Below are 15193 nucleotides of genomic sequence, written 5' to 3' on the forward strand. Positions count from 1 at the left end.
CTCAAGTACCGTTTGATGTACGCTCCAGCCGGTTCCGGCCAGAACGACCATATGACCGGAACCCGCCGGGAAGAGGCGACCCCTGCATAAATAGCGCCGGAGCCTATACTTGCCGCACAGTTATGCGACTTGTCAGAGCTTGATGCTGTTTTTCGACGTCGCACCTCTAGTATCAAAGAACAAGGAGCTATTTTCGGCCAGGGCGTCGATATCGTACACACGGTGCTTCTGCAGTAAGACAACCGCGTGAGATTCTGCGATTGAGCGGTCCAAATCATCTACCCGCTCAGTGACTAAACCGTCTCGGGACCACTGGTCCACATAGGGGTCATGAAATTCCACGATTGAGCCCTTATCCCGCAGCATCTGGTCGACGGCAACCGCAGGCGACTCGCGTTGGTCAGAGATATCAGCCTTGTAAGTGACTCCCAGAAGCAGTATCCGAGTCCCTTTCAGAGGGAGTCCTTTGTCATTGAGCGCGTCAGCAAGGCGGCTAACTATGTAACGCGGCATTGAATTATTGATCTCTTGCGCGAGCTCAACGAAACGGAATGGATACCCAAGGCTACGCTCCACCTCGTAGCTCAAATACTTGGGATCGATAGGTATGCAATGACCACCGACGCCCGGCCCAGGAAAGAACGCTTGAAAACCGAAGGGCTTTGTCTTGGCAGCTCGGATCACTTCCCACAAGTCGATATCAAGTTCGTGACAGAACTTTGCCATCTCATTAACCAGAGCAATATTGACATGCCGATAGGTATTTTCTAGTAGCTTGGCAGTCTCAGCCTCCTTGGCGCTCCTAACGGGGACGACACACTCAACGACGCTATCGTAGAAATCCACAGCACGTCGTGTCGATTCAGGAGATACGCCGCCGACCACCTTAGGCGTGTTTCGCAAATTGTAAGTCTCGTTACCTGGATCGATTCTCTCAGGGGAGAATGCAAGGAAGAAGTCTTTGTCCAGTTCATGACCGAAGGACTCCAGGAGCGGCATAACTAAGTTGTCCGTGGTCCCAGGATAGGTTGTGGATTCCAGCACAACCAATGCCCCCGAACTCAAGAACCGTCCCACTGACTTTACTGCACCCTCTACAGCCTTGAGGTCCGGTCCACCGCCCTCTCCTAGTGGAGTTGGGACGCAAATGACGATCACGTCGGCACCAGCAATAACAGACTCACTTGACGAGGCGAAGTAGCCCGAAGCGATCATGGAAGAAATAGCGCTATCCGATAGATCGTCAACATGCGAACGACCGCGATTCAAGTCTTCCACAATAGCGTTATTGAGATCGAGACCGACTGTCACGAAACCGGCCTTAGCCAACTCCTGGGCAAGCGGTAAGCCCACATATCCTTGACCAATTACTACTACTTTGCGTGCCACTTATTACCTATCACTTTCTGTAAGATTTCTAGAGAACAACCTATCCTGCCGGCTTTGAGAAGAGTGCTCTTGCGTACCCCCTGAGCCGCCCTCGGGCCACCTCGAGTTGAACCTTCGATTTCGGGCTTTTTATAAAGCAGTGGCCAATGCTGGCCGCAATCAATGACAGCGCAACTCTCGTCGTTGAAAGCGCTAGACGTATTTCCGAACCACCAGTGCTACGGACAACGCGGACCCATGTTTCACCGCTAGTCTCGGCGCGCCGACTCAGCCATTCGACCGACATCCGATCCGGGGTTACGTACTCCACCGCACTGGCAGCGGCGACATGGCGGATGATGAAGCCGGCGGCGGTAACGCGCGACGTGATCAAAGTATCTTCCCCGGGCCCATGAAGGAAGTCACTTGGAACGCGGCAGAGACCCGACTGTAGAACTTTCTCCGGTACAAGAATGTTGCCGAATCCGGCGTACTGCTGAATCGCGCCATCAGGAAGTTGACGACGTCCCCACATTCCAGCGTCAAGTGCCCATGCGGGCACTTCGTCCGGAAGGACCGGCACTACTGGTCCGACAAGAACTTCATTCGGAGACTGCATGTGTTTTGATAACATCTCAGCAAGCCAGTTGGGTGCGGGTTCCTGGTCATCGTCAAAAAGCACTAGTACCTCGCCTTCAACGACCACGTCAAAGATTGCGTTACGCGCATTACCCACGCCAGGCGCGGGCTCCGTCACATACTCCAGTTGCCCCCGGTTGAACGCCCCCGAGTACTGTGCCACCGCTGCCTCTGCTGACTTGGAGCTGTCGTTGTCAACCACGACAATTCGAACGTGCCAGTCGTCCATGGCGAGGACTTGTGGCCTCAGAAGCTGCAATAACCTTACGAGCTTGTCAGATCGTTTATAAGTGCATATTCCAATTACGACGCGACGACATCCCCTGGAAACGTCGTTCATAAACGCTTCCATCCGTCCATCATGAGCCGTCTAGAGTCGTTTTTTTCACCGGCAAACCATTTTGCGGGCCCGACCACATTGACATTTCTCCGAGAGGCGAGGTAGGCCGCCCACCAGCTGAAGGAACTATTCGACATGACGAGGGCCGCCGAGGACGCGAGTCCTAGGAAGTCGTCGCGGAACCCACCCGGGGGTGCAAGCCGAACATCGCTCCCAATGAGGTGCTTGGACGCCCACTGCCTGTCGTCCGTGTAGACCACGAAATCGTCAAAGCCCTGCTCTCGCATGCGGTCCATAGCGAGCTCATAGTAATGCAAGGGTTGGGCACCCATTACAGCTGCCGCGCCAGCGTCTGAAACATAGTCACCTCTTCTGACATGGACAGCGCAGTGCGACTGCATCGGGATATCGTTCCAACCCACCCACTCGGCAAGTCTGCCGTGGATCTCGTCGGAAGTCTCCTCGAAATAGTCGTGCGACTGCCAGTAACCCCAGTGAAGAGCTAAACTGCCGCCAGTGTCGCACAAACGCGGCGGCCGTGATTCGTCCTCGACCACAGTGGTAACCCAGGGTAAGGCCTTCCAGAAAGTTGAAGTAGATCCCACTGATCGCCATAGCTTATTCGGCAGCTTACAGGTCTCTTTACGATCGATCAGGCCGTCGAGAGCAAATCCTCTCCCAAGTTGACCGCCCGTGTCGTAAATTACACGATCACCGTGAGCCTTCAGCCCTAAGCCGTATGCCCAGCAAAAAAGCTGATTCCCGAAGCCGCCGCGCAGGGGAACAATCGAGCTGCGTTTGAACATTTCTGCGCTGCCTAACTTTCTGACTTCTTCTGCGGGAGATATTTTGAACACGCCACTAGTGCTATGCCAAAAGCAATGCTCACGAAGTTTATTGGACTCATACCGATGCGGGATAGGATCGCCAAGACGACGGCCACCACGACCACCACCAACAGACCGCGAGTCCGGACAGCGATGCCCGCCCGCTTTACGATGACCATGGTGAAAATAGCGGAAAATATATTGCCAGCCAAGAGTCCGCTTACCAAACCTATCGGCCCCCAGTTATATCCTGCAAAGATCGAGGTTACGAGCTGAATTGCAACCGTGACTACACCATTGACCAGCCAAGACCCCCTCAGTCCTTGGGGCAATAAACAAGATCCGAGAGTCCAGGCATAAGCACGGGTCACCTCTCCCGCGAGGGCTAAAGTGACCAGCGGCAGTGCCGCTTTCACCAAATCGGGGCTATAAAAAATGACAATGAGCAACGGTGCTGTACCGGAAAGCACAGCTAACATTCCCCCGATAAATGGAACGAGTCGCACGGTGAGCTCATCCAACTTCTCCGCAAGGTGTACACGATCGGTGATCTTTGCAGTTTCAATTAGAGATGACGTCGCGAGTGCGCTTAGTAACATCCCTACAAGCTGAGTGACCAAGAGCACTACGGGCTGGTACGCCGCCAAGGCTTCGAGACCGAAGCGTTGAACAACCACACTGCGGTAAGCAAGTTCGGCAGCAGCGGCGAAGATCCCCAGAAGTGCCGACGACCATGCAAGAGAAAGCACCTCTCGTAGACTTTCCCGGGGTAACCGAGGGCGCTCCCTAAAAGAAAGCCGCGCCTCTGAGCAAACGGCAGAGATAACGATGGCTTGTGCCGCCGGGGCAACAAGGAAACTAAGGCTGGCCCAAAACTCATCGTGCAACAGGAGCAGCCCTGCCACTGAGAGTCCTCCGACTAGCGCGGACATAATGGCAGCGGCCACCAATCGCGATCGATTTGAGCGCACCTGTGCTATTGCCAGGGATATTTGTCCGAAAACTGCTGGAGGGATACCTGCAGCAGCTGCAATTACAAGAGGGTAGTACCGCTCCGATCCTAGGACGAGCGAGGCAATGGGTGCACTGAAGATAGCAACCACGAAGCCGAAGAACACTGCAGCTCCAGTTGGGACCAGCAGCAACCAATTCTGAGCCGCCTGGAGCCGCCCCTCGGGAATGTTTCTTCTTGCCAGAATCACCCTGGTTGCGGTAACAATCCCCGCTGCGCCCAATGAAATGAGCACGGTCTGCACTTGGGATAGCTGCCCCACGAAGGCAACACCATGCGCCCCAAATACAAGGCTTGCAAGTTTGGTGCGCACGATTCCAGGTAGCATAAAGCCCACGGAGACAAAAGCCAGAGCAACGGTGCCGCCGAAGACCTTTACACTAATGCTCTTGCTGACCTGTCGTTTATCTTCGTCAATTTTCAATGGTTCACATATCCCCGTAAAGCGCCAACAACGAACTTGAGTCGCTGCCGGACAAATCCCCTGAGCGGTTCGGCCAACCAAGTAAATCGGTGTCCAGTCATCGATTTACCGCCTGAGCTGGCGAGAACTTGGCGGCGCCAAAAGGCTGAACGTACAAGATAACTGAGGCCGTCAATTTGGGACCTTCGATATTCACTCACGCTAGCACTGCTATTGCGTATTTCGACATCCGGAAAGGACCGCTTTATACGCAGCAACAGATCAAGGTCCTCACCCACCGGATACCTGTGATTGTATCCGCCCACGGAACGCATCAGTGCAGTCGGAAGGACCATAGTAGGATGCGCCAAGGGCATGCGGCCTTGCGAAAGCAACTTTGCGGTTTGGTCAGCGTGAGTTGGCCAATATCCTCCTTGGTATGAACCTCTTACGGGATCCGTCCACTCGACCTGCCCACCTGCAATTGACCGATCTTTGTCCCGCATAAGAGGAACAGTGAGAGTCAATCGATGCGGACGCGAAATGTCGTCAGCATCTTGAATGGCTACCAGATCCGTCCGAACGTGGGCAAGGGCGGCATTCCGCGAAAGCGACCGCCCTAACTGCTTTTCATTGACGAGTAGAAAAACACCGGGGTACTCAGAGACAATACAGCGCGTGGAATCCGTAGAGGCATCATCAACAACAATTAGTTGCACTTCGCCATCGTAATCTTGGGCGAGAATAGAGTCAATAGAAGCCTTGATTGTTGAGGCCGCATCACGTGCCGCCATGATAAATGTTACCGACGGACTAGGCAATTATCATCAACTCCCCCGGGCCGATTATTCACAAAAGATTGAAAAGACTGTTCCTGCCGCTCGCTAAACTGGAGAAATACTAACTTGCTAGAAAAAGCGTAGCGGCGCGCTGTAAGGTCTTTCAAGCTCTTCGCCCTCCCGCGCTAAGGAATTCACGTATTCCACCTAAAAAGTTGTCAGCCATGTGTTCAATGGAATAACCACGACTAGCAGCGATGCACGAATCCCTCATGGCTTCCAGTCGAGCGCGGTCATTCATTACCGATATGACTGCAGTTGCATAAGCAGCGGTGTTGCAGGCCGATACTTCTACAGTCTTCCCAGGATCGAGGTAGGCAAACTCGGGGCCATGGCGGTTATCATCAGTTGTTACTATTGGCACTCCGGCAATCAGTGAGTCTACGGCGACGAGCCCTATACTTCCGGGTATGGTAAGAATTGCAGCAGAACTAAGTATTAGAGCTTTTTCTTCGCCTGTAACGGCGCCCGCATAGAGAAGCCAGGGATACCGCGCTGCGGCTTCTTGCACGGCAGTCTTGGAAGAGCCGTCCCCTGCAATTATGAGCTTGAACTCGGGAACGTGCTTCACAATCTCGGCCCCCGCTTCGATTAGCATGTTAATTCTCTTGCCTGCGTCAAGGCCGCCAACATACACAGCTGTCTTGTCCCCAAGCGAATGAAGCCGGCGGTATGCAGCTCGTTTGGAGCCATTGACCGCTTCCAAGTCCTTCAGCAACTGAGTGGTGTCTGTAGAATTCTTTAGCTCCGTTGCCCTTTTCGCATCGACTCCCTGTCGGAGAACGGACCTAATCCCCTCGGACGTGTATGCAAAAAACCAGTCAGATTCGCGCGTGAGGATCCTGCGAAGGAATTCATCCAGACTCCCAACGCTTCCGGCGTAGTCCCCGCCGTGCCCCCAAAGCGCGATGTTCGTCCTACGCAGCCGCTTTGGAACTAGGAGGCGGTAGATGTCCAGATTTCGCCTTGCCTGTTCCAGGACGACTAGGTCGGCATGGCGAGCAATTCTTGGCCACAGCCTCAGAGCGACTCTTCTGCCAAAGGCTTTCAGCTCCTTTTGCTTGACCGGAACCACGAAGGGAGGTTGCACAGAATCCTTGCGATGAGCCATATTGCCGGAAGGTTCACCCGCCGCAACGACGATGTCGATGCCAACGCTGTGAGCCTTTGCGATCAGTTCTTCAAAGAATTTGACGCGATAGCTCGGAATATAGGCCTGCAGAATAACGATTAGCGGACGCTTGACTTTCACAAAATTGACCAATTGTGATTTAACCCTTGAATGGAGACCAACGAACCTTGACCAGCCATGAGTCAGATTCCTCTTCGTACGGCCGAGTAGAGAAAAACAAAATTCCCAATAAGGTACCTGCGCCATAACCGCTTTGGCTCTGATGCAAGACGAAAGATCCACTCCACGCCGATCTTGCTCATCCACTCCGGAGCACACTTCTTTGTACCCGCCGCGAAGTCAAAAGCCGCCCCCACAGCCACGGCAACGAAACCACCATCGACAGCGAGACGTCGAGCCTCGAAATCTTGTTTAGGCGTACCAAGACCCACCCAAACGATGTCAGGCTCCGCGGCAGATATAGCTTTATCTTGTTGATCGTATTCGGCCTTTGAAAGGGTCCGGAACGGAGGACTCATGAAGCCTACGATCTCAACGCCTGGATATCTAGCTTCGAGTGAGGCCCTAAGGAGTTCAAGGGTTCGAGGCGTAGAGCCAAGAAGGTAGTGCCGTAAGTTGTGTTGCCTCCCCTCATCCATGACCCGTTCGAACAAACTTGGGCCCCGAACCTGATACAAGGGGCGCGTGGTCAGCTTGGACAGCACCGAAATCGGTTTACCGTCCGGGAAGTTGCAGGAAGCCGCAAGAATACATTCTCGGAATGAGGCGTCTGTCTCTGCCAGAGCCACGCTGTAGGCGTTCAGCAGGTGTATGTCTGCCCCGCCAACACGCATCAGCGAGCGGGAACATAACCATTGGGTCGCTTCGCTAAGACTTGCAGTGGCGAATGGAATACCTGCAAGTTCTCGGTCCGACAGGGGTGCTATCATGCGCGTCCGATTCTGTGAGAGGGGCCAATCCGGGTGATGTAAACGGGACTCCGGAAAAGCATGCAGCCCCCTTCCCCCCGCGGCCAGATCGTACATTACCAGCGAATACCGCTTCCGTTGTCATGGTCCAGGTGAACACGACAGTCAGCCCGCAGGCTCCGTTTCTGGTGTGCCTTTGATCAGATTTCGCATCTTGAAAAATGTGTGTGTGACCGGCGAAAGAGTCTGATTACCTAGTTTCATTGCCGTGGAGCTCACCGGCTATAGTCTGTACTGGCTAGCAGCGGAACGGCTGCCTGGCGGTTACGCCGGCAGCACAACATAACGCGATCTAAGACTTTCATTTTCAGCAGGGGGCACTGCGTTGACAAAGCGCGCATTCATCACTGGCATCACCGGGCAAGACGGTTCGTATCTCGCGGAACTTCTACTGAGAAAAGGCTATGAGGTTCACGGCCTTATCAGACGAGCGTCGACGTTCAACACAACTCGGGTCGACCATCTTTACGTCGATCCTCACGAGTCAAATGCAAAACTCTTCCTCCACTATGGCGACCTGAGCGACGGGGCACGCCTCGTGACTCTCATGGCCCAAATCAACCCAGACGAGGTCTACAACCTTGCCGCACAATCCCACGTACGGGTGTCTTTTGAAGAACCTGAGCACACCGGCGACACGACTGGCATGGGATCGATCCGACTTCTTGAAGCTGTTCGCATGGCTGGGATAGACACACGGTTCTATCAAGCTTCATCGTCAGAAATGTTCGGCGCCACTCCTCCGCCTCAGGACGAGGACACTCCCTTTTACCCTCGTTCACCGTACGGTGCTGCAAAGGTGTACAGCTACTGGGTAACCAAGAACTACCGTGAGGCCTACGGGATGTTCGCTGTTAATGGAATTCTCTTCAATCACGAATCTCCTCGACGAGGTGAGACGTTCGTAACACGCAAGATCACCCGCGCTGTTGCGGCGATTGCGGCTGGTAAACAGGACTTCCTGTATATGGGGAATCTCGATGCCATTCGCGACTGGGGCTATGCTGCCGAGTATGTCGAGGGTATGTGGCGGATGCTGCAAACTGATGAGCCGGACGATTACGTACTTGCCACCGGTGTCGGATACTCGGTACGCGACTTCCTGGAGGTCTCGTTCGACCATGTGGGCCTTAATTGGGAAAATTACGTGAAGTTCGATGAACGATACCTTCGGCCCACAGAAGTTGACGCGCTGATTGGCGACGCATCAAAAGCCCACGCGAAACTGGGATGGAAGGCCACGGTGGAAACGCCCGAGCTCGCCCGAATCATGGTTGAAGCTGACGTGGAAGCCCTAAAACACTCAGGTAACCCCTGGATCGACACGGTTCGACTGGCAAGCTGGGGAGCCTAGTATGTCAGTGCGGAACCCGAGCGCTGTTGGCGCTGGCGATGATGTCGCCTTCTCGCCACTACCGCTAAATCCAACAACTCGAATCTACATCGCTGGTCACAGAGGGCTTGTAGGCTCGGCAATATTACGTGCGCTGGAAAAAAGGAATTTCACTAACATTATTAGTGCCACTTCCAGCGAGTTGGACTTGAGGAACCGAACCGCTGTATTTGATTTTTTTGAGCAAACAAGGCCCGAATATGTAGTTCTTGCCGCCGCCAAAGTAGGTGGAATTCTGGCAAATAATACGTATCCCGCTGATTTCTTATCTCAAAATCTTCAAATCCAGCTGAACGTAATGGATGCTGCCCTTAACAGCCAAGTCGATCGACTCCTCTTCCTAGGGTCTTCATGCATTTACCCAAAGTTTGCTGCCCAACCCATCAAAGAGGCTGAACTGCTGACGGGACATCTTGAGCCGACCAATGACGCCTATGCGATTGCGAAGATCGCAGGAATCATGCAAGTCCAAGCAATTCGACGACAGCACGGGCTGCCATGGATATCGGCAATGCCCACAAACTTGTACGGACCCAACGACAACTTCTCTGCCGCCGGTTCACATGTCCTCCCGGCAATGATTCGCCGATACGAGGAAGCACGCCTCAATGGCTCTACTGTCGTAACGAACTGGGGAACCGGGGCCCCAAGGCGCGAGTTCCTCCATGTCGATGACATGGCAGAGGCTTGCATTCATCTCCTGGAGACCTATGACGGCCCCGATCAGGTCAACGTAGGCACCGGGATTGACGTGAGCATTAAGGAGCTCGCTTCTCTAATCGCTGATGCCGTTGGCTACCGGGGTGCCATGGAATGGGATGAGACAAAACCAGATGGCACTCCACAGAAACTATTGGACGTTTCGAAGCTAGCGGGCACCGGGTGGACCGCACAAATTCCGCTAGAGGATGGGGTTGCCGACACCGTAGAGTGGTTCCGTGACCACATCAGTGTTGCGAGGCGCTAGTCTCTTACCCTGCGGTACTCCTGATCTCTCATGTTGAGTAACGCAAGCAGGCACTGTCCGTTTGTCATATTTCGCTTGGATGTATGTCATCAAACAAGGTTTGCTCCTACTCAATGTGCCAAGCATTCATACCCACGTTCCGTGTTGCAGGAAGACAGTGAGAGAGTTTCACTTCGATTGGGAACGCTTTCAGAAAGGTCTATATTTTGGAGCTAAGCGATTATCTGCGCATGGCACGACGGAGCTGGATCACTATCGTCGCGTGCACGATCCTCGGCTTACTCGTTGCTGCGGCCATCTCTCTCTCGATTAAGCCGTCCTACGCGGCTCAAACCCGGTTATTCGTGGCTATACAAGGCTCCGGTTCTGTGTCAGAACTCCAACAGGGAAATACGTTCAGCCAGGCGCGTGTTCAGTCATACGCTGAGACTGCGACGACTCCGGCGGTGCTCCAGCTTACCATAGACAGCTTGGGACTTCAGCTGACCCCCGCGCAATTAGCGGACAAAATCACGGCGAAGACTGACGCGAATACCGTTCTCATCTCCATAGAGGCCGTCGACCCCTCGCCCGTGCAGGCAGCAGCTATTGCCCAGGCGGTCGGTAACAGCCTCATTGCTGTGGTCGAGAACCTGGAAAGCCCCACCCCAGGAGGAAGATCACCGGTAAAACTGTCTGTGGTCACACCTGCAACGGCACCCTCGTCTCCCTCCGGACCCAACACTCGGGTCAACTTGGCCCTTGGGTTGCTTGGTGGATTTGCCCTAGGACTTGCTCTGACCGTCCTCCGGACAACTTTGGATACGAAGGTCCGGGGAGAGTCGGATGTAACTCGACTTTTGAGTGCACCAATACTCGGAGGCATTGTGTTCGATGCTGAGGCTACAAAGAAACCATTACTCACTCAAGCTCGCGCTCAGAGTCCGCGCGCGGAATCTTTCAGACAGATCCGTACAAATCTGCAATTCGCTCACGTAAGCCACGCGTCGAAAGCCGTACTCGTGACCTCCTCGCTCCCAGGTGAAGGGAAGACCACGACCGCAACAAACCTAGCTATTTCCCTCGCTCAAGCGGGTCAGACTGTAGTCCTAGTCGATGCAGACCTTCGTCGCCCCCGCGTCGACGATTACTTGGGCCTTGAGAGGAACGCTGGTCTGACTACGGCACTCGTGGGCAGCGCGGATGTCAACGACCTGCTACAGCACTGGGGTGAAGACGATCTCTATGTATTGACCTCAGGCGTTATTCCTCCCAACCCCAGCGAGCTCTTGGGCTCGGCTGCAATGAAAGATCTCATCACACGGTTGGAACAGGCTTTTGACGCTGTCATTATCGACGCCCCACCGCTACTTCCCGTGACCGACGCAGCGGTTCTAGCCCAACAGGTCGGAGGAGTAGTCCTGGTTGTCGGTTCAAGCAGGGTCAAATCCCCCGATCTAGCAAAGTCCGTGGCTGCCTTGGACATGGTCGAGGCCGATCTCCTCGGAGTTGTTGTGAACCTCTTGCTTACCAAAGGACCCGATGCTTACTCCTACACCTATTACAGCAACGAGAGCATCCCGAAACGACCGGCAAAGACGTTCTCAAGTGTGAGCAGATCCGTTGACCTCTAAGAAGATTTGCGCAGCAGCTCACGTCGAAGTCGAGCATCTCCGCCGTGGGCAGCATTAGCCGCGTTCACTCATGCCCCGGTTGCTGCTCAATGCCGGCGCTGCATTAGAGGTTGCTGTCAAACACACCTATCCGATTTCTGGAAACTGCAGTCCTCTTTCCGATTGTCTCTATTGCGCCGGTTAGGCTTGGAATATATATCTCTGGACATGAAAGGCAATCAAATTGGGGGTAACCGATGATTGGCGCGCCCGGACCTCTCTCATTTTGAGGTTATCTGACGCTCTTGTGATTGTTTGGGCAGTCATAGGAGCTTATGTTGTGAGGTTCGGCTTGGAACCGGACTTTACAATGATGGGCAGCGAGGCAGCATACGGAATCCTATCTCTAGTTCTCATTCTCGCATGGTGGATCATGCTCGGCGCTTGGAACAGCCGTCAAAGCCAGATCCTTGGTTCCGGCGCGGAGGAATACAAACGCGTCGTGGCAGCCTCTCTTTGGCTTTTCGGCCTGTTAGCGATATTTTCCTATGTCTTGCGTATTGATACGGCTCGAGGATTTGTCGGTTTTGCCCTGCCAGTGGGGCTTCTGGGTCTATTGCTTTCCAGGTGGTTATTTCGTCAACACCTCAACCTCCGGCGCCTCGTTGGTAAAAGTATGTCAAGACTTCTGATAATTGGTGGACCTAGCGCTGTGGCTCATTTGGCGAGCTCCTTGGAGCGTTCAAAAGGCTCCGGCTATCTCCCTGTGGCGGCATATACGCCAGGCCTGCACCCCCTGAGCACCAGTGAACCCGACTCCGGGCTTCCAATACTTGGAAATGACCCGACTTCGGCCTCCATTCTGAACGCCATAGATGAATGCCAAGCGGATGCTGTTGCAGTTTCCGCCGGAGTCCAGCTGCATCCGCAAACACTGAGACATCTCGGTTGGGAGCTGGCGTCTCGAAACCTCGGACTCATCATGGCGCCTGCCTTGACCGATGTGGCCGGGCCAAGAATCCACACGCAGCAAATCGCCGGACTTCCACTTATTCATGTAACGACACCAGCCCTCGAAGGTGGGCAGGGTGTAGCCAAACGTCTATTTGATGTCTTGGCGTCGAGTCTCTTGATAATCATGCTGTCACCACTTTTGGTCCTCATCGCCGTAATCGTCCGCCTCGGCAGCCCCGGACCGATCTTCTTCAAGCAAGAAAGAGTGGGTCTAGGCGGACTTCCTTTCCGCATGATCAAGTTCCGGTCAATGGTTGTCGACGCCGAGGCTTACCTCGACGAACTGAAGCACCAGAATGAAGGGAATGGGGTACTTTTCAAGATCAGGGATGATCCCCGAGTAACGCGCGTCGGACGAATACTGCGCAAGTACAGCCTCGACGAGCTGCCTCAGCTTTTCAATGTGCTCGCTGGATCGATGAGCCTCGTTGGACCCCGTCCTCCTTTACCGCAAGAGGTCGAGGCGTATGAGCATGACGTACGACGCAGGTTACTGGTAAAGCCCGGCCTTACAGGCTTGTGGCAGGTTAGCGGTAGATCTACCCTCTCTTGGCAGGACTCGGTGCGCCTCGATCTCTACTATGTCGAGAACTGGTCACTCGCTGGGGACCTAATCATAATTCTCCGGACCGTCAGGGCCGTTCTCCGTGGGACGGGTGCGTATTGACGGCTGCCGTGACTAATAAGTCTTCCTGAAAGGACGCTGCTCGTATGCCCAATTCCAACAAGGACGCGCGACGCGACCGCCCTCTTCCCTCGGCAAAAAAGTCCCTGCTATTCCGACGGACAATATTGTGGTCAATCCCTGCAGTTGTGCTAGTGATTGCCGCATCCTTGTGGCTCGGGGCCAAAGCACTGACGCTTAGCGAAAACCTATCGACAGCTTCGGCACTTGCCCCCAAGCTGAAGGGCGCCATTCTCGCTAACGATCAGCGCACTGCTGCCGCTACTGTTGGAGATATCGGTGCTCGCACACATGCTGCCCGGGAAGTAGCGGATGACCCCCTTTGGGTAATGGCGACCGCGCTTCCTTGGGTAGGGCCAAATCTTCGTGCTGCCAGCGAGGCCGCCACATCTGCGGACGATGTTGTTCGCTTGGGTGCCGCTCCCATGGTCGATGTTTTGCAAACGCTGGATTGGAGCGCGCTGGCTCCTAATAAGAACGGTGTAGACCTAGTCCCGTTGGCTGACGCCAACCCGAAGATAGCAGCAGCCGCCGAAGCAGTCCGGCAGTCGGCTGACCGCATTGATGGTATAGACGTAGACAAGCTCCTACCCGAGATCAAGAAGCCCTTAGAAGAGGCTCGGACAGAACTAAGGTCTCTCCGACGTGTTGTCGGGGTCGCGGCAGATGCAGCAGCGCTCGCTCCCGACATGATGGGGGCGCAAGCACCACGCAACTACCTGCTAATTATTCAGAACAACGCGGAAGCCAGAGCCTCAGGGGGTATCCCGGGCGCACTTGCCGTCTTGACGCTCGACAAAGGTCGGCTGACGCTCGGTTCACAAAGCAGCGCTGGCGAACTTGGAATAATGTCTCCTCCTTTTCCCGTTGATGCACAGCAGCAGCACATATATTCCACCCGGTTGGGAAAATACATGCAGGACGTAAATCTGACTCCTGATTTCCCCACCGCGGCCGCGACCGCCCAGGCAATGTGGGAGAAGAAAACCGCTCTTCATGTGAATGGTGTGATCTCTATCGATCCGGTGGTACTGAGCTACATCCTTCAAACCACGGGACCGGTGGCAATCAAGGGCCCGGAACTGGATGCTGTCCGAGCTGCCGGCCTGCCTACCGAACTAGACGGCAGCAATGTCGTTTCGACTCTACTTTCTGAGGTCTACGCGAAAATTCCTCAGCCGCAGATGCAGGATTCCTATTTTGCCGGTGTAGCCAAGGAGGTCTTTGCTGCCCTTTCCGATGGAAAGGGCGAAGCGAAGGGACTGATCACAGGAATCACGCGAGGGGCCGAAGAAGGCCGGGTACTGCTCTGGTCTGATGAGCACGCAGAGCAGGAAGTGATTACACGATATTCGATCAGTGGTTCGGTCGCCGGCCCTAGTATTTCCCCTGCTCAATTTGGCGTGTACTTCAATGACGGCACAGGTGCCAAAATGGACTACTACATCAAGCACACTGTCCAGCTAGTGAAAGAATGCCCGCTGAACGGCTACGAACAAACGACCGTGCGAATCACCAGCACGAACACTGCGCCTCCGGAGGCCGGCAAGGCTCTGCCCTCCTACGTCACAGGCGGGGGGGCATACGGCGTTCCCCCTGGTTCCGTCCAAACAAACGTCATCGCCTACGGGCCAGTTCAGGCAAATGTCGAATCTGCAAAGCTAGATGGTCAGCGAACGGAATTTGCGCCCTACATCCACGCAGGTCGCCCCGTCGGCGTCCTCGGGCAACGACTTGCACCAGGCGAAAGCAAGACCATCGAATTCACATTCGACAAAATCGTTCAGCACACAGAACCTAACTTGTTTGTAACCCCCTCCGTGCAGTCGGTCAAGGACGTGACACTGCCCACCGAAAACGCAACTTGCGGGTAGACCGGTAGCCCGGTGCATTAACACTATGTAAACCGATTGGATTGCGATTGCTCACAACCAACGGCAGATGGTAGCGTCTCTTTCGGGATATCTATCCGTAGTTCTGCACAGGGTCTCGTGCAGAGGGGACAATTCCTCAC

General features: G+C 54.5%; 12 protein-coding genes. 5 read left to right on the plus strand and 7 right to left on the minus strand.

The genetic code is table 11. The features are described from left to right. Positions 1-132: 132 nt before the first annotated feature. From NMQ03_RS16435 to NMQ03_RS16465, 7 genes are all read right to left on the minus strand, one after another. On the minus strand, positions 133-1389 hold the full coding sequence (locus NMQ03_RS16435) for a nucleotide sugar dehydrogenase (RefSeq protein ID WP_255173066.1): 1257 nt from the start codon (positions 1387-1389) through the stop codon (positions 133-135). A gap of 40 nt (positions 1390-1429) precedes the next feature. Further along, on the minus strand, positions 1430-2359 hold the full coding sequence (locus tag NMQ03_RS16440) for a glycosyltransferase (protein ID WP_324642863.1): 930 nt from the start codon (positions 2357-2359) through the stop codon (positions 1430-1432). After that, on the minus strand, positions 2344-3204 hold the full coding sequence (locus NMQ03_RS16445) for an alpha-1,2-fucosyltransferase (protein ID WP_255173068.1): 861 nt from the start codon (positions 3202-3204) through the stop codon (positions 2344-2346). Before NMQ03_RS16445 ends, NMQ03_RS16440 begins: the two co-directional genes overlap by 16 nt. After that, positions 3165-4610: a hypothetical protein gene (locus tag NMQ03_RS16450; RefSeq protein ID WP_255173069.1), complete on the minus strand. Its 1446-nt coding sequence runs from the start codon at positions 4608-4610 to the stop codon at positions 3165-3167. The genes NMQ03_RS16445 and NMQ03_RS16450 overlap by 40 nt, the downstream gene beginning before the upstream one ends. Next, positions 4607-5383 (minus strand): glycosyltransferase family 2 protein, encoded by a 777-nt coding sequence (locus NMQ03_RS16455; protein WP_255173070.1) that lies wholly within the window; start codon positions 5381-5383, stop codon positions 4607-4609. The genes NMQ03_RS16450 and NMQ03_RS16455 overlap by 4 nt, the downstream gene beginning before the upstream one ends. Positions 5384-5531: 148 nt before the next feature. Next, a complete protein-coding gene (locus NMQ03_RS16460; protein WP_255173071.1) occupies positions 5532-6692 on the minus strand; it encodes a glycosyltransferase family 4 protein in 1161 nt (386 codons plus the stop codon). Positions 6693-6742: 50 nt separating this feature from the next. Then, a complete protein-coding gene (locus NMQ03_RS16465) occupies positions 6743-7489 on the minus strand; it encodes a WecB/TagA/CpsF family glycosyltransferase (protein WP_255173072.1) in 747 nt (248 codons plus the stop codon). A gap of 364 nt (positions 7490-7853) precedes the next feature. Here NMQ03_RS16465 and gmd point away from each other — a divergent pair, with 364 nt between their 5' ends. From gmd to NMQ03_RS16490, 5 genes are all read left to right on the plus strand, one after another. Then, positions 7854-8882 carry a GDP-mannose 4,6-dehydratase gene (gene gmd, locus NMQ03_RS16470; RefSeq protein WP_255173073.1) on the plus strand — a complete coding sequence of 343 codons (1029 nt, stop codon included), beginning with the start codon at positions 7854-7856 and terminating at the stop codon, positions 8880-8882. Between the two features lies 1 nt (position 8883). Continuing rightward, entirely contained in the window at positions 8884-9888 is a 1005-nt protein-coding gene (locus tag NMQ03_RS16475) for a GDP-L-fucose synthase (protein WP_255173074.1), read from the plus strand. Between the two features lie 230 nt (positions 9889-10118). Then, positions 10119-11501 (plus strand): polysaccharide biosynthesis tyrosine autokinase, encoded by a 1383-nt coding sequence (locus tag NMQ03_RS16480; protein ID WP_255173075.1) that lies wholly within the window; start codon positions 10119-10121, stop codon positions 11499-11501. Between the two features lie 262 nt (positions 11502-11763). Further along, a complete protein-coding gene (locus NMQ03_RS16485; RefSeq protein WP_255175640.1) occupies positions 11764-13161 on the plus strand; it encodes a sugar transferase in 1398 nt (465 codons plus the stop codon). Positions 13162-13313: 152 nt separating this feature from the next. After that, positions 13314-15053, plus strand: a complete 1740-nt coding sequence (locus NMQ03_RS16490) for a DUF4012 domain-containing protein (RefSeq protein WP_255173076.1) — start codon at positions 13314-13316, stop codon at positions 15051-15053. The last annotated feature ends 140 nt before the right edge of the window (positions 15054-15193 follow it).

This window comes from Arthrobacter sp. DNA4 (genome assembly GCF_024362385.1).
Classification (GTDB): domain Bacteria; phylum Actinomycetota; class Actinomycetes; order Actinomycetales; family Micrococcaceae; genus Arthrobacter.